This window comes from Massilia sp. Root418, from assembly GCF_001425265.1.
In the GTDB taxonomy this organism is placed as follows: Bacteria; Pseudomonadota; Gammaproteobacteria; order Burkholderiales; family Burkholderiaceae_D; genus Rugamonas.
The window spans coordinates 26,258-51,254 of the sequence record NZ_LMEC01000021.1; the positions used below are offsets into that span (position 1 = coordinate 26,258).

The 24,997-nt window shown below is 66.0% G+C and carries 23 protein-coding genes; 16 read left to right on the forward strand and 7 right to left on the reverse strand.

The genetic code is table 11. The features are described from left to right. The first annotated feature begins 218 nt into the window (after positions 1–218). From ASC94_RS18190 to ASC94_RS18215, 6 genes are all read left to right on the forward strand, one after another. Positions 219–1,262 (forward strand): rod shape-determining protein, encoded by a 1,044-nt coding sequence (locus ASC94_RS18190; RefSeq protein WP_056398240.1) that lies wholly within the window; start codon positions 219–221, stop codon positions 1,260–1,262. Positions 1,263–1,364: 102 nt separating this feature from the next. Continuing rightward, the gene (mreC, locus tag ASC94_RS18195) at positions 1,365–2,456 is read left to right on the forward strand and encodes a rod shape-determining protein MreC (RefSeq protein WP_056398242.1); all 1,092 of its coding nucleotides are present in this window, start codon (positions 1,365–1,367) and stop codon (positions 2,454–2,456) included. Then, a complete protein-coding gene (gene mreD, locus ASC94_RS18200) occupies positions 2,453–2,965 on the forward strand; it encodes a rod shape-determining protein MreD (RefSeq protein ID WP_056398245.1) in 513 nt (170 codons plus the stop codon). Before mreC ends, mreD begins: the two co-directional genes overlap by 4 nt. A 19-nt stretch (positions 2,966–2,984) precedes the next feature. Next, on the forward strand, positions 2,985–5,141 hold the full coding sequence (gene mrdA, locus ASC94_RS18205; protein ID WP_056398249.1) for a penicillin-binding protein 2: 2,157 nt from the start codon (positions 2,985–2,987) through the stop codon (positions 5,139–5,141). A gap of 9 nt (positions 5,142–5,150) precedes the next feature. Further along, positions 5,151–6,266: a rod shape-determining protein RodA gene (rodA, locus tag ASC94_RS18210; RefSeq protein WP_056398252.1), complete on the forward strand. Its 1,116-nt coding sequence runs from the start codon at positions 5,151–5,153 to the stop codon at positions 6,264–6,266. Next, entirely contained in the window at positions 6,263–7,465 is a 1,203-nt protein-coding gene (locus tag ASC94_RS18215; protein WP_229417331.1) for a septal ring lytic transglycosylase RlpA family protein, read from the forward strand. The genes rodA and ASC94_RS18215 overlap by 4 nt, the downstream gene beginning before the upstream one ends. Before the next feature lie 42 nt (positions 7,466–7,507). On the opposite strand, the gene ASC94_RS18220 is transcribed toward ASC94_RS18215, so the two are convergent. From ASC94_RS18220 to argS, 7 genes are read right to left on the reverse strand one after another with little or no spacing between them, the layout of a single operon-like run. Continuing rightward, entirely contained in the window at positions 7,508–8,194 is a 687-nt protein-coding gene (locus ASC94_RS18220) for an SPOR domain-containing protein (protein ID WP_056398255.1), read from the reverse strand. Positions 8,195–8,213: 19 nt separating this feature from the next. Then, entirely contained in the window at positions 8,214–9,098 is an 885-nt protein-coding gene (locus ASC94_RS18225) for a type III pantothenate kinase (RefSeq protein ID WP_056398258.1), read from the reverse strand. Then, complete coding sequence (locus tag ASC94_RS18230; protein WP_056398260.1) at positions 9,095–9,880, reverse strand: biotin--[acetyl-CoA-carboxylase] ligase; 786 nt, start codon at positions 9,878–9,880, stop codon at positions 9,095–9,097. The genes ASC94_RS18225 and ASC94_RS18230 overlap by 4 nt, the downstream gene beginning before the upstream one ends. Next, a complete protein-coding gene (locus tag ASC94_RS18235) occupies positions 9,877–10,656 on the reverse strand; it encodes an SDR family oxidoreductase (RefSeq protein ID WP_056398263.1) in 780 nt (259 codons plus the stop codon). The genes ASC94_RS18230 and ASC94_RS18235 overlap by 4 nt, the downstream gene beginning before the upstream one ends. 13 nt (positions 10,657–10,669) lie before the next feature. After that, positions 10,670–11,341 carry a thiol:disulfide interchange protein DsbA/DsbL gene (locus ASC94_RS18240; RefSeq protein WP_056398266.1) on the reverse strand — a complete coding sequence of 224 codons (672 nt, stop codon included), beginning with the start codon at positions 11,339–11,341 and terminating at the stop codon, positions 10,670–10,672. Between the two features lie 38 nt (positions 11,342–11,379). After that, positions 11,380–12,072, reverse strand: a complete 693-nt coding sequence (locus ASC94_RS18245; protein ID WP_056398269.1) for an SPOR domain-containing protein — start codon at positions 12,070–12,072, stop codon at positions 11,380–11,382. A gap of 21 nt (positions 12,073–12,093) precedes the next feature. Continuing rightward, positions 12,094–13,803, reverse strand: coding sequence for an arginine--tRNA ligase (gene argS, locus ASC94_RS18250; RefSeq protein WP_056398271.1), 1,710 nt, complete (start codon positions 13,801–13,803; stop codon positions 12,094–12,096). Positions 13,804–14,087: 284 nt separating this feature from the next. Between argS and rsmB the strand changes: the two genes are divergently transcribed. The 10 genes from rsmB to ASC94_RS18300 all read left to right on the forward strand — a co-directional run bounded on the left by rsmB (position 14,088) and on the right by ASC94_RS18300 (position 24,945). Next, on the forward strand, positions 14,088–15,758 hold the full coding sequence (gene rsmB, locus ASC94_RS18255) for a 16S rRNA (cytosine(967)-C(5))-methyltransferase RsmB (protein ID WP_082616655.1): 1,671 nt from the start codon (positions 14,088–14,090) through the stop codon (positions 15,756–15,758). 46 nt (positions 15,759–15,804) lie between these two features. Beyond that, positions 15,805–16,377 (forward strand): DUF4390 domain-containing protein, encoded by a 573-nt coding sequence (locus ASC94_RS18260; RefSeq protein ID WP_229417332.1) that lies wholly within the window; start codon positions 15,805–15,807, stop codon positions 16,375–16,377. Beyond that, the gene (locus ASC94_RS18265; RefSeq protein WP_056398274.1) at positions 16,378–18,681 is read left to right on the forward strand and encodes an ATP-binding protein; all 2,304 of its coding nucleotides are present in this window, start codon (positions 16,378–16,380) and stop codon (positions 18,679–18,681) included. It begins immediately after the preceding gene. Positions 18,682–18,763: 82 nt separating this feature from the next. Further along, positions 18,764–19,483, forward strand: a complete 720-nt coding sequence (locus ASC94_RS18270; RefSeq protein WP_056398278.1) for a response regulator — start codon at positions 18,764–18,766, stop codon at positions 19,481–19,483. Further along, a complete protein-coding gene (locus ASC94_RS18275; RefSeq protein WP_056398281.1) occupies positions 19,483–19,932 on the forward strand; it encodes a hypothetical protein in 450 nt (149 codons plus the stop codon). The genes ASC94_RS18270 and ASC94_RS18275 overlap by 1 nt, the downstream gene beginning before the upstream one ends. A gap of 77 nt (positions 19,933–20,009) precedes the next feature. Next, entirely contained in the window at positions 20,010–20,267 is a 258-nt protein-coding gene (locus ASC94_RS18280) for a DUF3567 domain-containing protein (protein WP_056398284.1), read from the forward strand. Positions 20,268–20,316: 49 nt separating this feature from the next. Further along, the gene (locus ASC94_RS18285; RefSeq protein WP_082616656.1) at positions 20,317–21,150 is read left to right on the forward strand and encodes a class II glutamine amidotransferase; all 834 of its coding nucleotides are present in this window, start codon (positions 20,317–20,319) and stop codon (positions 21,148–21,150) included. Between the two features lie 59 nt (positions 21,151–21,209). Then, complete coding sequence (locus ASC94_RS18290; RefSeq protein ID WP_056398287.1) at positions 21,210–22,490, forward strand: EAL and HDOD domain-containing protein; 1,281 nt, start codon at positions 21,210–21,212, stop codon at positions 22,488–22,490. Positions 22,491–22,589: 99 nt separating this feature from the next. Then, positions 22,590–23,651, forward strand: a complete 1,062-nt coding sequence (locus ASC94_RS18295) for an ABC transporter ATP-binding protein (RefSeq protein WP_056398295.1) — start codon at positions 22,590–22,592, stop codon at positions 23,649–23,651. Between the two features lies 1 nt (position 23,652). After that, positions 23,653–24,945 carry an ABC transporter permease gene (locus tag ASC94_RS18300; protein WP_056398298.1) on the forward strand — a complete coding sequence of 431 codons (1,293 nt, stop codon included), beginning with the start codon at positions 23,653–23,655 and terminating at the stop codon, positions 24,943–24,945. The last annotated feature ends 52 nt before the right edge of the window (positions 24,946–24,997 follow it).

Below are 24,997 nucleotides of genomic sequence, written 5' to 3' on the forward strand. Positions count from 1 at the left end.
GCTATTTAACCTTGAAAATCCTGCAATTGCCGCGTAATTTACGCGTTGCAGCGTCGCACTTTAGAGCGGATTAATGGTAAATAACATTCGAATTATAAGGTAGAATGGCGGGTTGATGCGTAGCTGGCGCCATGCACATAAATGCACAGGCTGCCGCCGCCTCCACGGATACTCCCTATAACTGCCCGCGCGTGCGGGCAACGCGCCACAGGATACTCATGTTTGGTTTTTTACGCAGGTATATTTCCACCGATCTGGCCATTGACTTGGGCACGGCCAACACCCTGATTTATGTACGCGGTTCCGGCATCGTGCTGGACGAACCGTCGGTAGTAGCGATCCGCCAGGAAGGCGGCCCCAACGGCAAGAAGACGATCCAGGCGGTGGGCAAGGAAGCCAAGCAGATGCTGGGTAAAGTGCCTGGCAACATCGAGGCGATCCGCCCGATGAAGGACGGCGTGATTGCCGACTTCACCGTCACCGAGCAGATGCTCAAGCAGTTCATCCGCATGGTGCACGATTCCAAGTTCTTCCGCCCGTCGCCGCGCATCATCATTTGCGTGCCCTGCGGTTCGACCCAGGTGGAGCGCCGCGCGATCCGCGAATCGGCGCTGGGCGCAGGCGCCTCGCAGGTGTACCTGATTGAAGAGCCGATGGCGGCCGCCATCGGCGCCGGCCTGCCGGTCTCCGACGCTACCGGTTCGATGGTGGTCGACATTGGCGGCGGCACCACCGAAGTGGGCATCATCTCGCTGGGCGGCATGGTGTACAAGGGTTCGGTACGCGTGGGCGGCGACAAGTTCGACGAAGCCATCGTCAACTACATCCGCCGCAACTACGGCATGCTGATCGGCGAACAGACCGCCGAGGCCATCAAGAAGGCCATCGGTTCGGCATTCCCGGGCTCCGAAGTGAAAGAGATGGAAGTCAAGGGCCGCAACCTGTCCGAAGGCATCCCGCGCTCCTTCACCATCTCGTCCAACGAGATCCTGGAAGCGCTGACCGACCCGCTGAACAACATCGTCTCGGCCGTGAAGAATGCGCTGGAACAGACCCCGCCGGAACTGGGCGCCGACATTGCCGAAAAAGGCATGATGCTGACCGGCGGCGGCGCTTTGCTGCGCGACCTGGATCGCCTGCTGATGGAGGAAACCGGCCTGCCGGTGCTGGTGGCCGAAGATCCGCTCACCTGCGTGGTGCGCGGCTCCGGCATGGCGCTGGAGCGGATGGACCAGCTGGGCTCCATCTTCTCCTACGAATGATCTGAGTAAGCGGGGCGGCCAGGAGCCGCCCCGCTGCTTTATAAGCTGGTTTTTCAGGCTAAGGCCGTTCGGTGGCGCGCGAGCGCCGGATTATTGGAAGTCATGGAATACAGTCCTCCGCCACTCTTCAAACAAGGCGCGTCCGCCCGCGTCAAGATGACGCTGTTCGCCTGCATTTCGATTGCACTGCTGTTGGCCGATGCGCGCATGCACGCGCTGACCACGGTGCGGCAGGTGGTCGGCACGGTGCTTTACCCGCTGCAGATGGCGGCGCTGATGCCGCGCGACGCGATCTACGGCGTCGGCGATTACTTCTCTTCGCTGTCCTCGCTGGAAAAGCAGGTGCGCGACCTGCGCCAGCAGCAGATCGTGACCGCGCAAGCCTTGCAGCAGGCGCAGCTCCACAGTACCGAGAACGCGCAGCTGCGCAAGCTGCTGGACGCGCGCGAGCACGTGCCCGGCAAGTCCATGCTGGCCGAAATCCTGTACGACGCGCGTGACAGCGCCAGCCGCAAGGTGGTGCTGGACCGCGGCGCGCAGGCAGGCGTGCAGCTCGGCTTGCCGGTCATCGACAACCAGGGCGTGGTGGGGCAGGTGACGCGGGTGTTCCCGTTCACCTCCGAAGTCACACTGCTGACGGACAAGGAACAGGCCATCCCGGTGCAGTTGCTGCGCAACGGCTTGCGCAGCGTGGCCTATGGACGCGGCCAGAGCGGCCAGCTGGACCTGCGCTTCATGGCGCCCAACGCGGACGTGCAGGTGGGCGACATCCTGATCACCTCCGGCATCGACGGCGTGTATCCCGCCGGCCTGGCGGTGGCGCGCGTGTCGCAGGTGGAGAGCAACGGCAACGGCGCTTTCGGGCGCGTGGTGTGCCAGCCGCTGGCCGGCATCCAGAACCACCGCCAGCTGCTGATCCTGATGTCGCCGCCGGACCTGCCGCCGCGGCCGCCGGAGGAAGAACCGATCAAGCCGGGCAAGAAGGGCAAGGCTGCCAGGGAGGCCGCTGCAGCTGCGGCCACCGCCGCTCCCGCGCCTGCCGCTCCTCCGGGCGCCGCGCCGGCCGCCATCCCCGGTGCCGCAGCTGCGGCCGCCACGGGCGCTGCCCCCGCTGCCGTCCCCGGTGCTGCCATTGCACCCGCCGCACCCGCCGCCAAGCCGGCCGCCGCCGAACCCAAGAAAGACACGCGATGAATCGCCCACATTACATCCTGCTGCCGGTCAGCCCGCTGTTCATCGCGTTCAGCCTGCTGTGCGCCTTCCTGCTCAACCTGCTGCCATGGGGGCACTTCGTCGGCGCGCCGGACTTCGTGGCGCTGACGCTGGTGTTCTGGGGCGTGCACCAGCCGCGCAAGGTCGGCATCGGCACCGCCTTCTTCCTCGGCCTGCTGATGGACGTGCACGACGCCACCCTGCTGGGCGAGAACGCGCTGGCCTATACGCTGCTGTCCTACTTCGCCATCATGATGCACCGCCGCGTGCTGTGGTTCCCCATGATGACGCAAGCCATCCACGTGTTCCCGCTGCTGCTGATGGCGCAGCTGGTACAGCTGATGGTGCGCTTCTTCGTGTCCGGCAAGTTCCCCAGCTTCTGGTACTTCATCGAGAGCGCGGTGGCGGTGGTGCTGTGGCCGGTGATCTCCATGCTGCTGCTGGCGCCGCAGCGCCGCGCGGTGGACAAAGACCACACGCGCCCGATCTAGGGCCTGGATTTACCCTGCAATGACTGAACTTAAGAATACCGAACGCGAACTGCACCTGTTCCGCCTGCGCCTGTCCGCGCTTGGCCTGCTGGTGTTCATTTGCTTTGCGCTGCTGCTGGCGCGCTTTGTCTGGCTGCAGGTGCTACACCATGACCACTACATGACGCAGGCGGAGGAAAACCGCATTGCCTTCGTGCCGGTGGTGCCGAACCGCGGCCTGATCGTGGACCGCAACGGCGTGGTCCTGGCCAGCAATTACTCGGCCTATACGCTGGAGATCACGCCGTCCAAGCTGCGCGTGCCGCTGGAGCAGGTGATCGACGACCTGTCCAAACTGGTGTCGGTGGAGGCCAAGGACCGCAAGCGCTTCAGGCGCCTGCTGGAGGAAACCAAGAGCTTCGAGGGCGTGCCGCTGCGCACCCGGTTGACGGACGAGGAAGTGGCGCGCTTCTCGGCGCAGCGCTTCCGTTTCCCCGGCGTGGAAATCCAGGCGCGCCTGTTCCGCCAGTACCCGCTGGGCGAAACGGCATCGCACGTGCTGGGCTATATCGGCCGCATCAACCAGAGCGAAGCAAAGGTGATCGAGGCCGGCGACGACGCGCGCAACTACAAGGGCACCGAACATATCGGCAAGGAAGGCCTGGAGAAGAGCTACGAGAAGCAGCTCCACGGCATCACCGGCTACGAGGAAGTGGAAGTGTCGGCCGGCGGACGCGCGGTGCGCACCTTGTCGCGCACGCCCGCCACGCCGGGCAACAACCTGATCCTGTCGATCGACATCAAGCTGCAGCAGGTGGTGGAGGAAGCGTTCGGCGAATGGCGCGGCGCGCTGGTGGCCATCGAACCGGAAACCGGCGACATCCTGGCTTACGTGTCGCGCCCCGGCTACGACCCCAACCTGTTCGTGGACGGCATCGACACGCAAAGCTGGAATGAGCTGAATACCTCGCTCGACAAGCCGATGGTGAACCGTCCGCTGTCCGGCACCTACGCTCCCGGCTCGACCTTCAAGCCCTTCATGGCGCTGGCCGCGCTGGAGCTGGGCAAGCGCACGCCGAGCCAGGCGATCGGCGATCCAGGCTTCTTCTACCTCGGCACCCACAAGTTCCGCGACGACGTGGTGGGCGGGCACGGCACGGTGGACATGCGCAAATCCATCGTCGTGTCCTGCAACACCTACTACTACGTGCTTGGCCGCGACATGGGCATCGATGCGATCCACGACTTCATGAAGCCGTTCGGGTTCGGCCAGCCGACCGGCATCGACCTGGACAACGAGAAGACCGGTGTGCTGCCGTCGCAGGAATGGAAGCGCAACCGCTTCAAGAAGAATCCGCAGGCCGGCAAGTGGGTGGGCGGCGACACCATTTCCATCGCCAACGGTTCCGGCTACAACGCCTATACGCCGCTGCAGGTGGCGCAGGCCGTGTCGATCCTGGCCAATAACGGCGTGGTGATGAAGCCCCACCTGGTCAAGATCGTGGAAGACGGCGCCACCCGCGCGCGCACGCTCACGGTGCCCAAGGAAAGCTACCGCATTCCGCTCAAGCAGGAGAACGTGGACTTCATCAAGAACGCCATGGTGGGCGTGACCAGCGAACCTGGCGGCACCGCATACCGCGCCTTTACCAACGCCGGCTACGCGGTGGGCGGCAAGACCGGTACCGCGCAGGTGGTGGCGATCAAGGCCAATGAGAAGTACAACGCAGCCAAGATCGACGAGCGCCTGCGCGACAATGCGTGGTTCACCGCCTTTGCGCCAGCGGAAAAGCCGAAGATCGTGCTGGCCATGATCGTGGAGAACGCGGGCTTCGGCGGCGCGGTCGCCGCGCCCATCGCGCGCAAGGTGCTGGACTACTATTTGCTGGGCAAGCTGCCCGAGAAGGACACCACCAAGGTGCCGAAGGAAGATGCCGAAGCCTTCGAGCCGGTGCTGGATCCGGCCGATGAGGAAGCGGCCGCCGTCGTCAATGAACAGCGCCGCGCCGCGGACGGCGCCGCGGCGCCGGCAGCCGGCGCTGCTGCCGCCCCGGCCAAACCGCAGCCGCTGCAGAACCCGCCGCTGATCCAGACCCCGCCGCCGCAGGCGCCCGTGGCGCCGCGCAAGCATGCCACCGTGGTGCCGCCGGGCGCGCAGCCGCCTGCGCCGCCCGCGCAGCCGCGCAAGAAAGAATAAGGGACGCGTATGCGCATTAACGAAAGGCGTTCGCTGTGGCGCCGCATGAAACCCTATCTGACCGTGTTCGACGGTCCGCTGATGCTGATCATCACCTTCCTGCTGGGCACCAGCCTGGTCACGCTGGTGTCGGCCAGCATGGGCATACCCGGCAAGATCGAGGACCAGGTGCGCAATATCTGCATGTCCTTCCTCATGATGTGGATGGTGGCCAACGTCTCGCCGCAGATGATGATGCGCATCGCGCTGCCGGCCTACGTGGTCACGCTGGCGCTGCTGGTGGCGGTGGCGGCGGTCGGCACCATCAAGCTCGGTGCGCGGCGCTGGCTGCACATCGGCGTGATCGACATCCAGCCGTCCGAGTTCGCCAAGATCGCCGTGCCGCTGATGCTGGCCTGGTTCTTCCAGCAGCGCCAGGGCACGCTGCGCTGGCATTCCTACGCCATCGCGGCGGTGCTGCTGCTGCTGCCGGTGTTCCTGATCGCGCGCCAGCCCGACCTGGGCACCGCGCTGCTGGTGGTCATGGCCGGCTTCTGCGTGATCTTCCTGGCAGGCCTGTCCTGGAAGGCCATCCTGGCCCTGGCCATTGCGGCCGGCGCCAGCCTGCCGGTGGCCTGGTCCATGATGCACGACTACCAGCGCGAACGCATCATGACCCTGATCGACCCCACCACCGACCCGCTGGGCAAGGGTTTCCACATCATCCAGGCCACCATCGCGGTCGGCTCCGGCGGCATGATGGGCAAGGGCTGGAAAGAGGGCACGCAAGCCCACCTCGAATTCATCCCCGAGCGCACCACCGACTTCATTTTCGCGGTCTACTCGGAAGAGTTCGGACTGATGGGCAACCTGTTCCTGATGCTGCTGTACCTGCTGCTGATCGGGCGCGGGCTGATGATCGCCGCCAACGCCCCCAACTTCTTTACGCGCCTGCTGGCAGGCGCTGTCACCATGATTTTCTTCACCTATGCATTCGTCAACATGGGCATGGTCAGCGGCATCCTGCCGGTGGTCGGCGTGCCGCTGCCGTTCATGAGCTATGGCGGCACGGCGCTGCTCACGCTGGGCCTGGCGTCGGGTATCCTGATGAGTATCCAGCGCCACCGCAAGCTGGTGCAGACATGATGCGCCGCCTGAACCTGCAAGGCGCGCTGCCGGCGGCGGTCCTGGCCGCGTTGCTGGCGCTGGCCGGCTGCGGCACCACGCCGCTGGAACCGGCGCCGTCCGGCCGTCCCGCCCCTGCCGGCAAGCCGCCAGCAAAGCCCCAGGAGCCCGGCGTGCCGGTGCTGCCGCCAGCGAACTCCGGCCGCGGCGGCTACTACCAGGACGATGGCCCGGGCGAAAACCCGCCGCCCAACCTGATGGCCACGCCGGACGCGGAGGTACGCAACGAACCGCCCAATCCCCGCAACAACAAGCCCTACGTCGTTTTCGGCAAGACCTATACGCCGATCACGGACTTGAATAAGCCCTTTGTGCAGCGCGGGCTCGGCACCTGGTATGGCAAAAAATTCCACGGCCAGCGCACCTCGTCGGGCGAGATCTATGACATGTACAAGATGTCCGCCGCCCATCCGACGCTGCCGATTCCGTCCTATGCCAAGGTGACGAACCTGGACAACGGCAACCAGGTGGTGGTGCGCATCAACGACCGCGGCCCGTTCCACTCGACGCGGGTGATCGACGTTTCCTATACGGCCGCCTTGAAGCTGGGATTGCTGGGCAAGGGCAGCCACCAGCTGGAGGTGGAGCGCATCCTGCCGGCGGACGTGGAGCGTTTCAATGCCGCGAAATCCCAGGACGGCGGCAAGGAGAAGCCGGCCGCTGCCGCCGCCGCGCCGCTGCCGGCGGCACCGCCCAAGCCGCGCGCGGCTGCGGAGACGGCGGCCATGCTGTACCCTGCGCCGCCTGCCGGCCCCGCTCCTGCCTCCGCCCCTGCACCGGATCCGGCGGCGGCCACCGGCCTGTCCTTGCAGCCCTTGCAGGCGATGCCGCGCGCGGCGCCGCTGATCCTCACGCCGGTGGCCGGGTCCGAAACCTCGGCGTCGCCGGCGGCGGTGACCGTGCCGGGAGCCGGCGCGGCTGCAGCCGTCGCCGCCAGCGGCTTCTATCTTCAACTGGGTGCCTATGGCCGCAAGGAGAATGCCGAAGCGGTGCGCGCCAGGCTGGCCATGGACGGCGGCCTGAGTGGCCTGGAAATTGTGCCGTCGGGCGAGGTGCACCGCCTGTACGCCGGCCCCTACGCCACCCGGCAGGAGGCGGCGCAAGCCATTCCGGCTCTGCCGTCCTCGATGGGCCTAAAGCCGCTGATTATCCAGCGCTAGCCGGCGCTATCAACGCCATCGACGCCATCAACGCTACCTGAGTTACTTGCAGCTGCGGCCTTCCTGGTTCGGGAAGGCTTGCAGCTGCTCGTCCAGTTTTGCTTTCACGTCGCTGCCAATGTCGCGGAACTGGAAGGCCAGCAGCTTGCTCGCGCTCATGCGCGGCGCCACGCGGGCGCTGTGCACGCCTTGCTTCTGCAGCATGGCCAGCTGGGTCTGCGCCGCCGCTTCGGACTTGAACACGCCCAGGGAAATGGCGTAGCGCATGGCGGGGTTGTCCGACATGACGAAGTAATTCGTCACGCCCAGCGCGCGCAGCTCGGCGGTTTTCTTGTCGGCCGCTTCCTTGCTGCCCTGCGAGGGGATGTGCACGATATAGCTGGAGATTTCCGTGCCCGGCAGATTGCGGCGCGCCTGGCGGTCGCCCAGCTCCAGCGGCGCCACGGCCGCTTCGAAGCGGCGTGCCTCGGCCAGCACGAAGTTGCCCACTTCATAGCAGGCCACGGTGCCGGTCTGCTTCTCGTCGGGCGCGCCGGTCTCGGACTTGAGCGCAGCGGCTGCGGCATTGGCCTTGGCGGCCGGGATCACCACCAGCTTGTCGCCGTTCTGCTGGTTCTTCAGGCGCGCCGGTTCGCGCTCGTTGCCGCTGAAATGGCCGAGATAGCCCTGTCCGTAGGCGTACAGGACGCCGTTCACAGCAAGCAGCAACCAGAAGATGAGTTTCAGCACGGGTGTTCCTGGAAGTCGGTTAAGGCCGCGCGCTGGCGGCGGCAGCCTGCAAGCCGATCAGCACGATATTGTCCACCAGGCGGTGCGGGAGGTGTGCCGGCAGGGCAGGGGCGATATATGCCGCCGCCCCGCCTGAAATTAGGCAGGCCTGGGCCTGGTGCAGCGCGCACGCGTGTTCAATGGCGCCCGCCTGCGCCGCCAGCAGGCCGCTCAGGATGGCGTCGTCCGTGTTGTCGGCGAATCCTGAGGGCAGCTTACCGCCTTGCGCTATCTGCGGCAACTGCGCCGTGTTGCGCGCCAGCGAAGTGGCCATCAGGCCCAGGCCGGGCAGGATCATGCCGCCCAGGAAGCGGCCGTCGGCAGTCACCGCGTCGATGGTGGTGGCGGTGCCGCAATTGGCCACGATGACGGCGTGGCCGGGCGCCAGCGCGTGCGCGCCGATGGCGGCGGCGAAGCGGTCGCAGCCCAGCTGGGCGGGGTTGCGGTAGCCGTTCTTCACGCCCGCGCGCTCGGGCACGGAGGCGAACCATTCGATGGCGTCCGGCGCCACCCGCAGCGCGGCGGCGGGCGTGCTTTCCGATGGCAAGGCAGCGGCGCCCGCGCCCGCGGGACCGGTGGCGGCGCCGGCGCCGGGCGCGTCGGCGCCCGTGGCCAGCATGTGCGTGAGGCGGTCGCGCAGCGCGGCGCCGGCCACGTTGGCGGCCAGCACGCGGCTCACGGCAGCGTGGCCGGCGGCCACCAGCGCGGCATGTGCGGCGTGCCAGGCGGCGGGCAGCCGGGCGGCGTCGGCATGCATCACCGCGCCGTAGTCCAGCCACGTGCCCAGCGCGGCGGCCGGTGCGGGCGGGGAGGCAAGCAGCGCCCATTTGATGCGGGTGTTGCCGGCGTCGATCAGCAGGATCATGGCGCCAGCCTCAGCGACACGTCGCCCGACAGCACCGCCACCTGGCCCTGCGCGGTGTCGAGCAGCAGGCGCCCCGAGCCGTCCACGCCGGCGCTCAGGCCCTCGTGCAGCGTGTCGCCGTGGTCCAGGATGCGCACGGCCTGGCCGCGCCAGGCCTGCAGGCGGTTCCAGCGCTCCGTGAAGGCCGCGAAACCGGTGTCGTCGAATTCGGCCAGCACCGAGGCCAGGCGGTTCAGCAGCGCGGCCAGCAGTGCGTTGCGGTCCATCTGCGCCAGCCAGGGCGCGGACGCCACGTCGCGGCCGATGTCCGCCTCCAGCTGGTCCGGCATCAGCAGGTTGATGCCGGCGCCGATCACCGCCCAGATGGCGCCGTCCTGCGCGGCCTGGGTTTCAACCAGGATGCCGGCCAGCTTGGCGCCGTCCTTCAGCAAGTCGTTGGGCCACTTCAGCTGCACCGGCACGCCCAGCGCCGTCATGGCTTCGGCCAGCGCCACGCCCACCGCGAGCGGCAGGCCGACCAGGTTGTGCAGCGGCCCCTTGAAGCGCCAGGCCAGCGAGAAGGTGAGGCTGGAGCCGGGCTGGGACAGCCACGTGCGCCCGGCGCGGCCACGGCCGGCGGTCTGGCGCTCGGCAATCAGCAGCACCGGGCCGCGCATGGCGTTCACGCGCTGCAGCAGGTCGATATTGGTGGAGCCGGTTTCGGCCACCACTTCGATCGCCACGTGGCTGGCGCACTCGGCGCAGTGGCGCGCGATGGCGGCCGGGGTGATATGCAAGGTCATGGTGCTTTGTTGTTCAGCCGGGCCTTGTGCGGCGCCCTGGCAAAGGCGGCATCGTACACGGCGTTGGGCAGCAGGCGCAGCACCTTGGCCACCACGCCCATCTGCCAGGGGATGACGGCGTAGCTGTCGCCGCGCTCGATGGTGCGCATTGCCGCCGCCGCGAACTTGTCCGGCGCCATCAGGAAGGGCATGGGGTAAGCATTACGCTGGGTCATGGGGGTGTCGATATAGCCGGGTGAAATCGTCACCACGCCGATGCCGTGTGGTTTCATTTCCAGCCGCAGCGATTCGCAGTAGCTGATCACCGCCGCCTTCGAGGCGCTGTAGGCCGCCGCGCCGGGCAGGCCGCGGATGCCCGCCACGCTGCCGATGCCCACCAGCCGCGTGGGCGTCTTCTGCAGCTTCATCGCGGCGATGAAGGGCGCGAACGTGGCCACGGTGGCGTTCAGGTTGGTGGCGATGATGGATTCGAACACCGGCAGGTCTTCCGCGTATTCGGTGAGCGTGCCGTGCGAGATGCCAGCGTTGGCGATCACGATGTCGGCGCCGCCGGTGTGTTCGATGAAGTCCATGGCGGCCGCGCGGATGGCCGCGTGGTCGCGCACGTCCACCGCGTAGGCGCGGTGTTTTTCAGGGTAGGGCAGGGTGGCGATCAGCGCCTGCAGGGATTCTCCGCGCCGGGCCAGCAGCCCGAGCGTGGCGCCGTGCTGCGCATAACGCAGCGCCAGCGCGGCGCCGATGCCGCTCGACGCGCCGGTGATGAATACGCGTTTCAACGGCGGCCCATGCTTATTTCTTTTCCGCTTTCGCCTTGGCGACGAGGAAGTCCATCACTTGCAGCGCGGCGGCCTGCAGCTCGGCTTCAGTGGGATTGCCCTGCATGCCGGCGGCTGCCAGGTGCGGCGAGGCCTGGAAACGGCCGTCGACGACCAGCGTCGGCCAGGAGTCGATCTTGTAGGAGTCCATCATGCCTTCGGTGCGCTTGACCTTGGCCTGTACGCCGAAGGAGCGGTAAGTGTCGATGAACTTCTGGCGGTCGATGCCGTTGGCGGCCACCCAGTCAAACACCTGCTCGTCGCGGTTCAGGCGGTTGCGCTCCACGTGCATCGCGTGGAACACCTTCTTGTGGTATTGCGGCAGCAGGCCCATGGCATCGAGCGTGTAGAACAGCTTCTGCTGCGGCAGCACGCTCTCGTCGCGCGACACGTGCACGCGCTTGAAGACGATGTTGTCGCCCTGTTTCTTGACCCAGGCTTCCAGCATGGGCTCCAGGTTGTTGCAATGCGGGCAGTAGTAAGCGAAGAATTCGATCACCTCGATCTTCTTGCCGGTGTCGGTCGGCTGGGCCGTGGCCAGCGTCTGGTATTCCACGCCGCTGATGGGCGCGGCCGGGGACGCGGCGGCGGTAAAAGCCACGCTGCACAGTGCTACCACGCTCAACAGCTGCTTCAGGATACGCATGCGGTTTTCCTTGTTTTTGCTTGTTTACTTGTGCTTGCTTACTTTTGATTACGCACCACTGCCACGTCGATGCCGTTCTCGGACAGTTTGCTGCGCACCTTGTTCATCGTTTCCACCTGATTGTATGGACCCATGCGCACGCGGTGCAGCACGCCGGTATCGGTGGTGCGGTCGGACACGGTGGCCTCGAAGCCCAGCAGGGCCAGCTTGGCGCGCGTGTTCTCGGCGTCCGCCACTTCGCGGAAAGCGCCAGCCTGCAGATAATATACAAACTTGTCTTCGCCCGCTGCCGCCCCCGGTCCCGCCGGCGTCGGCTGCACATTGGTGGCGCCCGGCTTGGCCTTGCTGGCCGCCTCGATCTTGTCCACCACCTGCTGCAGCTCGTCCACCGCAGGCTTGGACGGCGCGGCCGGCACCGGCACTGCCGGCGCTGCCGGCGCGGCAGGGGCAGCCGGAGCAGCCGCCGAGTCGCGCGACAGGTCGCGCGCCGCTTCGCGCGCGGCGTCCTTGTTGCCGTACATCGGCTTGTTGGGATCGGACACTTGCCCCGCCGTCGGCTCCGTCGACTTGCCCACCTTGCCGGATTTGTCGGTGAACGGCGTGGCGCCCTTGGTAATCACCAGTGCCACGACGACCGCGATAACCAGGCCGATCACGAGGCCGATGATGATGCCCACCAGCGTGTTGCCCTGCTGGCGGTCCAAAGAGATGGGACGGGAACGGAAACTCATTGTGCGGGATATCCTTCGCAATTACATTTTGTTTGGCGCCGAGACGCCGATCAGCGCCAGGCCGTTGCGCAGCACCTGGCGGGTCGCCACCATCAGCGCCAGGCGCGCCAGCTTGGTCGCTTCGTCGTCCACCAGCACCTTTTCGGCGAAGTAGAAGCTGTGCAGCGCGGCGGCCAGGTCGCGCAAATAGAAGGCCACCTGGTGCGGGCCCAGTTCGGCCTGCGCGCGCGCCAGCGCTTCAGGGTAGGCCGACAGCGCGGCCAGCAGCGTCGCTTCGGACGGCGCGGTCAGCGGCGACAGGTCCACGTTGGCCAGCGATGCTTCGTCGCCGTTCCACAGCTCCAGCATGCGGCAGATGCGCGCATGGGCGTACTGCACGTAATAGACCGGATTCTCGTCCGAGGTCTTCAGCGCCACGTCCACGTCGAACACGAATTCGGTGTCGGCCTTACGCGAGATGAGGAAGAAGCGCACCGCGTCGCGGCCCTTGGTGATGTCGCCGCCGCCGGACCATTCAATCAGGTCGCGCACGGTAACGTAGGAGCCGGCACGCTTGGAGATCTTCACCTCGGCGCCGTCCTTCATCACGGTGACCATCTTGTGCAGCACATAGTCGGGGTAGCCCTGCGGGATGCCCAGGTTCACCGCCTGCAGGCCGGCGCGCACGCGCGCGATGGTGCCGTGGTGGTCGGAGCCCTGGATGTTGATGGCCTGGTCGTAGCCGCGCTGGAACTTGACGATGTGGTAAGCCACGTCCGGCACGAAGTAAGTATAGGTGCCGTCGGACTTGCGCATCACGCGGTCCTTGTCGTCGCCGTAGTCGGTGGTTTTCAGCCACAGCGCGCCTTCCTGTTCGTAGGTCACGCCGGCCTTCACCAGCGATTCCACGGCGGCGTTCACCTTGCCGTCCTTGTACAGGGATGATTCGAGGTAGTAATTGTCGAACTTCACGCCGAAGGCTTGCAGGTCGATGTCCTGCTCGTTGCGCAGATAGGTCACGGCGAAGGCGCGGATCGATTCGATGTCGTCGACGTTGCCCGAGGCGGTGGCCGGCGCGCCGTCCGAGGCGGACACGGTTTTTTTCGCCAGGAAGTCGTCGGCGATGTCCTGGATGTAGTCGCCGTTGTAGGCCGATTCGGGCCATTCGGCGTCGCCCGGCTTGAAGCCGCGCGCGCGCGCCTGGACCGAGGTGGCCAGGGTCTGGATCTGCACGCCGGCGTCGTTGTAGTAGAACTCGCGGGTGACCTTGTAGCCCTGCGAGCCGAACAGCGACGACAGCGCGTCGCCCAGGGCCGCCTGGCGGCCGTGGCCCACGTGCAGCGGTCCGGTCGGGTTGGCGGACACGAATTCGATGATCACTTGCTTGCCGCTGCCGGCCTCGCTGCTGCCGAACTGCGCGCCCTGCGCCAGCACGGACTTGACCACGGCCTGCTTGGCCGCGTCGGTCACGCGCAGGTTGATGAAGCCGGGGCCGGCGATCTCGGCCGCAGCAACGATGTGCTTGCCGGCCGGGTTGTCCAGCAGCGCGGCGACCAGTTTGGTGGCCAGTTCGCGCGGGTTCATCTTCAGCTGCTTGGCGAGCTGCATGGCGATATTGCAGGCGACGTCGCCGTGCGAAGCGTCGCGCGGGCGTTCCAGCACGACGTTGGCGTTCACGCCGGAACCGTCGAGGATGGGCGCCAGGGCGGCGTTGAACAGGGCGATGATCTCTTGTTTCTGTTGGGCGAGCATGTGCGTGGGTGGCGGCCGGGCCGCGCTAAGTATCTTGTAAAAGCGCTTCTGAAAGCGAAACGGCCGGCAGCTTTGCGCCGGCCAAACAGCGGTAATTATACTGGTTTGCAAGAGTGATGAAACGTTTGCCCGGCGCACGCGCGGCGACAGGGGCGTACTTTGCTGCGGGAGTTGTCCACAACCCGGTTACAATCTCACCTTTATAGAATTTCCGCGATTTTTGCGGCCCGGCGGGCCGCTCGGCCCTGCCATGGGCTGACGCGAGCCATTACGGATACAACAAGATGACCAAAGAGCGCCCTGTCCTGAAACTGAAAACCCCTGCCGCGCCGGCTAAATCCGCCGCCGGCAAGGCGCCCTACAAGGGTGCTGCGGGCAAGGCGCCATACAAGGGGGCGGCAGGCAAACCGGCATACGCCAAGCCGGCCGGCGCAGTGGGAGCAGGAGCGGGAGCGGGCCCGGCGGCAGCCAAGCCGCGCCCGGCGCAGGAGCGCCGTCCGGTCACCGAGGATGCGACCAGCGCAGCGGCAGTGTGGGCCAAGGCCGCCCCGAAACAGCGCAAGGCGCCCGAGCCCAAATTCGCGCCGCCGCGTGCCAAGCCCGAGTTTCGCGAAAGCCACCACCGCGACCTGAAGCCGGCGCTGCAAATCGGCTTCAAGACCGACCTGCCGCCCGATTCGCTGGCCTTTTCGCTGCTGGGCGCGGCCCTTGCCGTGGCCCAGGTGCGCACCGGCACGGCCCTGCCGCAGGCGCTGGCCGGCGTATTCGCCAGCACCAACGCGTTGCCGCAGGCGCGCGGCGCGATGCAGGACATCGCCTACCGCGCCATGCGCGCCCTCGGCCACAGCGATGCGCTGATCGCCCTGATGGCGCCGAAGGCGCCCGAACCGCTGGTCGCGGCCTTGCTGGCCTGCGCGCTGCCGCTGATGCAGCCGGACGCCGACGGCAGCCTGGCCTATGAACAGTTCACCCTGGTCGACCAGACCGTGTGGGCGGCCTGGGCCCATCCGGACACCGAACGCGCCAAGCCCATGGTGAATGCGGTGCTGCGCCGCTTCCAGCGCGAGCGGCAACAGCTGCTGGAGGCGGCCGCGCTGCAGCCGGTGGCCAAGTGGAATTACCCACAGTGGTGGATCGACGCCGTGCGCGCGGCCTACCCGGACCAGTGGCAGGCCGTGCTGGCCACCGGTAACCAGCCGCCGCCGCTGACGCTGCGCGTGAACGCGCGCCGCAGCTCGGTGGCCGACTATCTGGCAACGCTGGAGCAGGCCGGCATCGCCGCCGCCCAGATCGGCCCGCAGGCGGTGCGCCTGGCCAAGCCGGTCGGCGTGCACCTGATCCCCGGTTTCGACGCCGGCGTGGTGTCGGTGCAGGACGCGGCGGCCCAGCTGGCCGCGCAGCTGCTCGATGTCCAGGACGGCATGCGCGTGCTGGATGCCTGCGCCGCGCCCGGTGGTAAAACCTGCAACATCCTGGAGCTGGCCGACGCCGACGTGACCGCGCTGGACGCGGACGCCAAGCGCCTGGCGCGCGTGGGCGAAAACCTGGAGCGCCTGGGCCTGCACGCCACCCTGAAAGCGGCCGACGCCCAGCACCTGGACTGGTGGGACGGCCAGGCCTACGACCGCATCCTGGCCGACGTGCCGTGCACGGCGTCCGGCATCGTGCGCCGCCATCCGGACATCCGCTGGCTGCGCCGCAAGGGCGACGCGCTCCAACTTGCAACACTTTCCGGCAAAATACTAGACAACCTTTGGCAGATGCTTGCCCCCAATGGTAAATTGCTATTCGTGACATGTTCGTTGTGGCCGCAAGAATCCGAGGCGCAGGCGGCCGCTTTCGCGGTGCGCCATGGCGCCACCCGTCTCGATGCGCCCGGTCAGTTGCTGCCCACCGGCAGTGCCGAACAGGATCACGATGGATTGTTTTACGCGTTATTCCAGAAAAATGCGTAATCGATGTGTGAAAACCCCATGCGTGCAAACTAGTACCGGCCCACTCGTGACGCGACGATTTTTTCGACTCCTCGCCTGGCAGTTGCTGCTGATGTTCGCGTGCGCGCTGACGCCGGCGCGCGCCTCGGACGAGACGGTTGAAATCACCCGCGCCACCATCGAAGCGGCCGAAGAGGGCTACCGCCTGTCGGCCGCGTATTCCTTCGAACTGAACCACGGCCTGGAGGACGCGCTGCAGTTCGGCGTGACCCTGTACTTCACCACCGAAGTCGAATTCACGCGTCCGCGCTGGTACTGGGTGGACGAGAAGGCCGTCAAGGTCAAGCGCACCTTCAGCATCAACTACAACGTGCTCACGCGGCAGTACCATGTGGGGCCGGTCAGCGGCGTGCGCCAGAGTTTCTCCACGCTGGAAGACGCGCTGTTCCTGCTGCGCCGCCCCAGCCGCTGGGTGGTGGCGCCGCGCGGCGCGCTCAAGGTGGGCGAGGTCTACAACGTCACCCTGCGCATGGGCATGGACCGCGACTACCTGCCCAAGCCGATCCAGGTCAACGCTTTCAACAACAGCGAATGGCGCCTGGCGTCGAATAAAAAAACCTTCCTGTACAGGGCTGAATAAGTGACGCCGGCTTTGCGGTATCTGTTTGTCGTTGCCGGCGCCACGGTCAGCATCCTGCTGTTCCTGCTCGCTTCCGCGTCGGACAACTCCGGCCTGTTCGACCGCTATTACGGCTGGCTGCTGGGGCTGAACGCGGCCGTGGCGCTGGCGCTGCTGATCCTGGTGGGCGTGTCGCTGTTCCGCCTGTATTCGCGCTACCGGGCCGGCAAGTTCGGCTCCAAGCTCATGACGCGGCTGGTGCTGCTGTTTGCCGCCATCGGCGTGCTGCCTGGCCTGGTGATCTTCCTGGTGTCGGTGCAGTTCGTGTCGCACTCCATCGATTCCTGGTTCAACGTGCGCATCGAGGAAGCGCTGGACGCCGGCCTGAACCTGGGCCGCGACGCGCTCGACAAGGCGGTGGCCGACCTCAACGCGCAAACCAAAAAGACCGCCGGCGTGCTGGCCGAGGAACAGTTCTACACCGCGCCAGCCATCCTGGCGCGTTTCGTGAAAACGCATCCGGGCACACAAAGCGCCATCATTGTCGACGCCGAGGGCGGGCTGATCGTCTCGGCCACCGGCCCGCAGCGCATCAACCTGTCGGCCGACCTGCCCAACGCACCCATGCTGGCGGTGGCCAAGAGCGAGGAATCCTACGCCCAGGCCGAAGGCGGCAGCGAACTGCGCGACGACCGCGTGGGCGCGCCGCCGCCGCCGTTGCCGGACGCCTCCAACGTGCTGCGCGTGCGCGTGCTGATGGCGATACCGGACCCGGTACAGCCCAACGGCGCCCACCTGGCGCCGCGCTTCCTGCAGATCATCCAGGCGGTGCCGCCCAAGCTGGCCGCCAACGGCGAAATGCTGCGCACCGCCTACAGCGAATACAAGGAGCGCTTCGTGGCCCGCGTGGGCCTGCGCAAGATGTACATCGAAACCCTGACGCTGACCTTGCTGCTGGCCGTATTTGGCGCCATCGCGGCCGCCTTCCTGATCGCCAACGACCTGGCCCAGCCGCTGCTGCTGCTGGCCGAGGGCACGCGCGCGGTGGCTGGCGGCGACCTGTCGCCGCGCCCCATCGTGGCCAGCTCGGACGAGCTGGGCACCCTGACGCAATCGTTCAACACCATGACGCGCCAGCTGTCGGACGCGCGCATCGCGGTGGACAAGAACCGCGCCGCGCTGCAGAACGCCAAGGCCCACCTGGAATCGGTGCTGGCCAATATGTCGGCCGGCGTGATGGTGCTGGATGGCGAATTCCGCCTGGTCAGCTGCAACGACTCGGTCGAGCGCATCCTGCAGCATGCGGGCGTGACCATGATAGGCCAGCAGCTCACCGAGATCGAAGGCTTGCAGGAATTCGCCAACGCCATCGTGGCCGCGTTCTCGGCGCAAAGCGCGCACTCGGCTGCCGGCCGCAACGTGCAGCGCCTGCACTGGCAGCGCCAGATCGAAATTCCGCGCCCGGCCAACAGCGCCAATCCGGACGAGCACGACCTGACCCTGCTCACGCGCGGCTCGCGCCTGCCGGTGGAAAACGGCAGCGGCTACATCGTGGTGTTCGATGACATTACCGACGTGATCTCGGCCCAGCGCTCGGTGGCCTGGGGCGAGGTGGCGCGCCGCCTGGCGCACGAGATCAAGAACCCGCTGACGCCCATCCAGCTGTCGGCCGAGCGGCTGCAGATGAAGCTGGAATCCAAGCTGGACCAGCAGAACGACATCGACCTGCTCAACAAGGCCACCGGCACCATCGTCAACCAGGTGGCAGCCATGAAGCGCATGGTGGACGACTTCCGCGACTATGCGCGCACCCCGCCGGCCGTGCTCGATCCCCTGGACGTGAACGCGCTGGTGGAGGAAATCCTGAACCTGTACCTGACCGGCGAGGGCAGCGACATCATCCACCTGGCGCTGGCGCCGCAGCTGCCGCTGGTGATGGGCGATGCCACCCAGCTGCGCCAGGTGATCCACAATTTATTGCAGAACGCGCAGGACGCGCTGCTGGACCACCCGCCGGCCGGCGCGCTGCCGCGCATCGACGTGATCACCGAGGCCATCCATTACCAGAGCGCCGACGGCGGCACCCGTGTCGCGGTGCGCCTGGCGATTTCGGACAATGGCCCCGGTTTCGCCCCCAAGATCCTGGCGCGCGCCTTCGAGCCCTACGTGACTTCCAAGGCGCGCGGCACCGGTCTCGGGCTGGCGATGGTGAAAAAAATTATCGACGAACATGGGGGCCGGATTGATATCCAGAACCATGTCGATAGAAGTGGCGCTTCGGTACTGATTTTGCTGTTAAAGTTGGCACCGGTGCAGTTGGCATAATATTGGAAGACTAATAAAATTATTGCTAGCATGCAGGCTTACAATGCCGGCATGACCGGCAGATGAAAAAAGGCAGGGATAGATGGCAAACATTCTGGTAGTGGATGATGAAATGGGTATCCGCGAGTTGCTCTCGGAAATTTTGAGCGACGAAGGACACGCAATACAGCTTGCCGAAAACGCGCAGCAGGCGCGCGAGGCGCGTGCACAAGGCGCGCCGGATCTGGTCCTGCTCGACATTTGGATGCCGGACACGGACGGCGTCACGCTGCTGAAGGAATGGCAGCGCGACGGCTTGCTGACCATGCCCGTCATCATGATGTCCGGCCACGCCACCATCGATACGGCGGTGGAAGCCACGCGCATCGGCGCGCTGAATTTCCTGGAAAAGCCGATTGCCATGCAGAAACTGCTGAAGGCAGTGCAAGCCGGCCTGACGCGCGCGCAGGAAACCGTGCGTTCGCCGGCGCTGGCGCCGCGCCCGGCAGTGGCGCCGCCGCCCGAAGACGGCGCCGTGGCTGCCGGTGCGCCGTTCAGCGCCGCCCTGCCGCAAGCCCACGCCTTGGTGCGCGGCGCGGGCGCCACGGTGGGCGAGGGCCATACGTTCAGCCTGTCGTTCGACCTGCCGCTGCGCGAAGCGCGCGACGCTTTCGAGCGCATGTATTTCGAACACCACCTGGGCCGCGAAGGCGGCAGCATGACCCGGGTGGCCGAAAAAACCGGCCTTGAGCGTACCCACTTGTACCGCAAGCTCAAGCAACTGGGCGTGGAGCCGGGCAAGCTGGCCAAGAAGAACCAGTAATGGCCGCCGCTGGAGCCGATCCCGGCGCTGCCGGGATCGGCGCCGGCGCTTCCCCCTCCGCCCGCACCCGCACCACGCTGGTCACCGGCCCGCGCGCGGCCGTGCGCGAAGCGGCCGTTGCCGCTGCGCTGGCCGCCCTGGGCGGTGGGGCGCAAACTCCGCCGCAGTCCGCCGCCGTCATCCTCGAAGGCCTGGCGGACGCCAATTCCCCCCTTGAATCCGACCCCGGCACAGGCTTGCAGGTGCTCCGGATTGCCCCCGGCTGCCTTTGCTGCGCGGGAAATCTCGTATTGCGGGTAACATTGAATCGACTGCTGCGCCGTCCGCCAGCGCAGTTGTTCATCAGCCTGGCAAGTGCGGAGCACGTGGATCAGTTGCGCAGCATGCTGCTGGCAGCTCCGTATGGCGATTTGCTGGACCTGGCTGCCGATTTGCAAGCCGAGGCTTGAAAAGCGGCGCCCGGTCCCCACTTCAATATGGACCGGCGGAACAACCCAGCTTCCGCCCCAAGCGTGAAGGAAGCAATATGAACCTGATCTACAACAGCGAGCAGTACAGCGTGGTTGAATTCGGTGCGGACCGCGACCTGGAAGCCCTGCGCTTTGGCGGCTATGAAATTGTCGATAAAGGCTGCAAGCGCGAGATCTTCATCGCGGGCGTGCTGGCGCAAAGCTTCCGGCGCGACGTCAACCAGCTGATCGCCAGCGAGCCGACCATGGAGGAAATCGATGAATTCCTTGGCAGCTACGAGTCCCTGATGAGCCAGCCCGTCCTGCTGCATTAAAGCCCGCAAGCATGGTAAGGTGGGAGTCTGTCGCAGATTTCCCCTTATTATGTGCCAATTACTTGGAATGAACTGCAATGTCCCGACCGACATTGTGTTCAGCTTCACCGGCTTTGCCCTGCGCGGCGGCCGCACCGATACCCACCATGATGGCTGGGGCATTGCCTTTTTCGAGGGCGCCGGCGTGCGCCATTTCGTCGACCACCAGGCCGCCGTCGAATCGCCGATTGCCGAGCTGATCAAACGCTACCCGATCAAGTCGCGCAACGTCATCGCCCATATCCGCAAGGCCACGCAGGGCCAGGTGGCGCTGGAAAACTGCCATCCCTTCGTGCGCGAGCTGTGGGGGCGCTACTGGGTGTTCGCCCATAATGGCGACCTGAAGGAATTCCATCCGGCGCTGGACGGCGCCTTCCGCCCGGTGGGCAACACCGACAGCGAACGCGCTTTTTGCTACATCCTGCAGTCGCTGCGCGCGCGCTTCGGCGACCTGCAGCCGGAGCGCGAGGCATTGCGCGCCGTGCTGCAGGAACTGGTGCATGGCATCGCCGCGCACGGCACCTTCAATATGATGCTCTCCAGCGGCAACGAGCTGTACGCGCATTGCTCTACCCATCTGTACTACCTGGTGCGCCAGTATCCCTTCCTCACCGCCGAGCTGTCCGACGAGGACATGAGCGTGGACTTTTCCGAGGTGACCACGCCCGACGACCGGGTCGCCATCATTGTCACCCAGCCGCTCACCACCAATGAACAATGGACTGCGTTCGCGCCGGGAGAACTGAAAGTATTTCTGGATGGCATACCCGATGCCCAGGGTTCACAAAAATTGTCCGCGACAATGTCGCTGAATGATGCCAAAATATCAGGTAAAACCGCGTAAAAACAGCGGGTTAGTTGCCCATCGGCACCACCGCATGACAAAACAGAGATGACGCTTCCATGATCGACCTTTCGACCAACGATACAACTTCCAAGAGCTTGCGCGTGCGCGAGTTCTACCTTGGCCGTCAGCCGATGCTGGACCGAAATCAGGCACTGTTCGGTTACGAGCTGCTGTTCCGCAACGCGCCCGTGGGGCCCGCCAACATCACCAGCGACATAGGCGCCACCGCCTCGGTCATCGCCCATGCCTCGCAGCTGGGCATGGAAAAGGTGATCGGCGACGCGCTCGGTTTCGTCAATGTCGATGCCGACGTCATCATGAGCGACATCTTCCGTTTCCTGCCGCGCGAAAAAGTGGTGCTGGAGATTGTCGAAACCATGGAGGCAACGCCGCCGGTACTGGCCCGCATGGCCGATCTGGTGAGCCACGGCTTCAGCTTCGCGCTGGACGACGTGACCGCCGAAACCGGCAACGTGCAAACCCTGCTGCCGATGATCGACTACGTGAAGATGAGCATGCGCAGCATGCCGCTGCCCACGCTGATGAAGCTGGCGCCGCGTTTCAAGCAGGACGGCAAGAAGCTGGTGGCGGAAAAGGTGGAAACGCGCGACGAGTTCAAGAATTGCCTGGACCTGGGCTTCGATTACTTCCAGGGCTATTACTTCGCCAAGCCGGTCATCATGAGCGGCAAGAAGCTGTCGCCCTCGCAGCTGGCCGTCATGGAGCTGATGACCCTGGTCACCTCCGAGGCGGACAACCTGGAAATCGAGCGCGCCATCAAGCGCGACGTGTCGCTGGCGCTGAACCTGCTGCGCCTGGTGAACACGCCTGCCGTGGGGGCGCGCCAGCGTATCGACTCGCTGAGCCAGGCGGTCACCATTTTGGGCCGCCGCCAGCTGCAGCGCTGGCTGCAGATCATGCTGTACGCCGAACCGAGCAAGCGCGGCCACAGCATGACGCCGCTGCTGATGCTGGCCACCACCCGCGGCCGCCTGCTGGAGCTGCTGGCGCACAAGCTGCGCCCAAGCCAGCACCATGCGGCCGATATCGCCTTCACGGTCGGCATCATGTCGCTGATGGACACGCTGTTCGGCATCCCCATGTCCGAAATCCTGGCGCAGATCCCGGTCATCGACGAAGTGCAGGACGCGCTGATGTTCCGCAGCGGCTTCTTCGGCGACCTGCTCAAGCTGGCCGAATGCATCGAGCAGATCGAGGATATGGAACACAAGATCGTGCCCACGCTGCGCGACCTGGCCGTGTCCACCGACGAGCTGGTGGAACTGGAAATGGCGGCTTTCGAGTGGAGCGACAACGTGGTGCGCTACGCTTTGTAACCGGCACAACAAGTCGCACCAAGTCATGACACTTGTCACTTGCTAGAAGGCTAACAGACGCGATACGCTTGCGATTCTTTCAACGGATCGCAACGCGCCATGTCCACAGTCCTGCTCAGTGTCAATCAACTCAGTAAATCCTACGGCGGCCGCCAGGCCGTTGATGGCGTCTCCTTCCAGGTGAAGCACGGCCAGACCGTGGGCCTGATCGGCCCCAACGGCGCCGGCAAATCCAGCACGGTCAGCATGATCTGCGGCCTGCTGCGCAGCGACGGCGGCAGTGTCGAGCTGGAAGGGCAGGTCATGGCCCAGGGCCAGAATGGCGCCAAGCTCAAGATCGGCCTGGTGCCGCAGGACCTGGCGCTGTACGAAGACCTGTCCGCCATCGAAAACCTCAAGCTGTTCGGCGCGCTGTACGGGCTGAAGGGCGCGCTGCTCAAGGAGCGCTGCACGCAGGCGCTGGACATGGTGCGCCTGGCCGACCGCGCCGGCGACAAGCCCGCCACTTTCTCTGGCGGCATGAAGCGCCGGCTGAACATCGCCGCGGCGCTGCTGCACCAGCCCAAGCTGCTGATCCTGGACGAACCCACGGTCGGCGTCGATCCGCAAAGCCGCAACGCCATCTTCGACACGCTGGAAGCGCTCAAGGCCAAGGGCATGGCGCTGATCTACACCAGCCACTACATGGAAGAAGTGGAGCGGCTGGCGGACCATATCGTGATCATCGACCACGGCAAGGTGCTGGCCGACGAGAGCCCGGCCGACCTGTACCGCCGCCTGCCTGCGCAAGCCGCGTTGCGCGCCGAGCTGGCGCAAGCGCTGCCGCCGGCGCGCATGGCCGAGCTGCTGGCGGGCCTGCGCGGCCTGCCGGGCGTGAGCGCCGTGCGCGAGCTGGGCCGCGCAGCGGCCGCTACCGCTGCCGGCACGGCCAACGCCATCGCTGCCACTGCTGCCGCCGGTGCGGATCGTGCCTCCTTCGGTGCGGACGATGCCGCCGGCGCCGGCGCCGTGCTTGAAATCGGCCTTGCCGCCACTGCGCACGCCGCGCCCGTGCTGGCCTGGCTGGACGCCCAGGGCTGCGCGCTGCAGCACTTCGCCACCGCCAAGACCAATCTCGAAGACATCTTCCTCAACCTCACCGGCCGCAGCCTGCGCGATTAACATGACAGCCTTCCTCGCACTGGTCCGCAAAGACCTCATCCTCTACCTCGGCGACAAGCGCGCGCTGCTGATCAACCTGATGCTGCCCATCGTGCTGGCGGCCTTCTTCGGCTCGCTGTTCGGCGGCGGCGGCGAAGGCAACACCGGCAAGATCGACGTCGGCCTGGTGCTGCAGGACAGCAGCACCGCAGGCGTCAAGATCGCCGAGGGCCTGAAGGCGGACGCCGCGCTGCGCATCGTCGAACTGCCGCTGGAAGAAGCGCAAGCCAGGGTTCGCTCCGGCAAGCTGACGGTGGCGGTGGTCATCCCGCCGGGCTTCGGCGACGCCGCAGGCAAGGCCCTGTTCAATGCGGCCGCCAAGCCGGACATCCCGCTGTTTTACGATCCCTCGCAGTCCACCACGCTGGCCATGGTGAAGGGCATGCTCACGCAGCAGGTGATGCAGATCGTCAGCGCCGAAATGTTCGGCGGACAGACCGGTGAAAAATTCATGGACAGCAGCCTGCAAGAGCTGGAACGGGAAGCGGCACATGGCAAGGACAGGCCTGCGCTGCGCGACATGCTGGCCAGCGTGCGCAAGTTCCAGCAGGCGCAGCAGACCACTCCGGCCAAGGCCGGCGCGGAAGGCGGGCAGGCCAAGGCCGGCCTCAGCATGCCTTTCGCCACACGCGACGAGGCGCTCAGTTCGGGGCCCAAGTACAACGCCTACGCGCACTCCTTTGCCGGCATGAGCGTGCAATTCATCCTGTTCATGGGAGTGGACATGGGCATCGGCATCCTGCTGGCGCGCCGTTTGGGCATCTGGAACCGCTTGCTGGCCGCACCGGTATCGCTGACGTCCGTGCTGCTGGCGCGCGCCGTCTCGGCCGCCGTGATCGCCTGCGGCCTGCTGGTGGCCATCTTCCTGTGCGCCATGCTGATCTTCAAGGTGCAGATCGCCAATCCGCTGGGCTTTGTTGGCGTGGGGTTGTGCTTCGCGCTGATGACGGCCGGTTTCGGCCTGCTGGTTGCGGCCTTCGGCAAAACCCCGGAAGCGGCGCGCGGCATCGCGGTGTTCGCGACGCTGATCATGGTGATGCTGGGCGGAGCGTGGGTGCCGTCTTTTGTCTTCCCGGCCTGGATGCAGCAGTTGACGTTCGCCATCCCCACCCGCTGGGCGGTGGATGGCTTTGACGCGGTGACGTGGCGCGGCCTGGGCATGGAGGGCGCGCTTGCGCCGATGGCGGTGCAGCTGGCTTTTGCGCTCGCCTTCGCCGGCCTGGCGATCTGGAAATTCCGCAGCGATCAGCGCTAGCGGTGCGGCGGGTTACGCGCGCTGCGCGCTAACCCGCCCTACGGCCCACAGG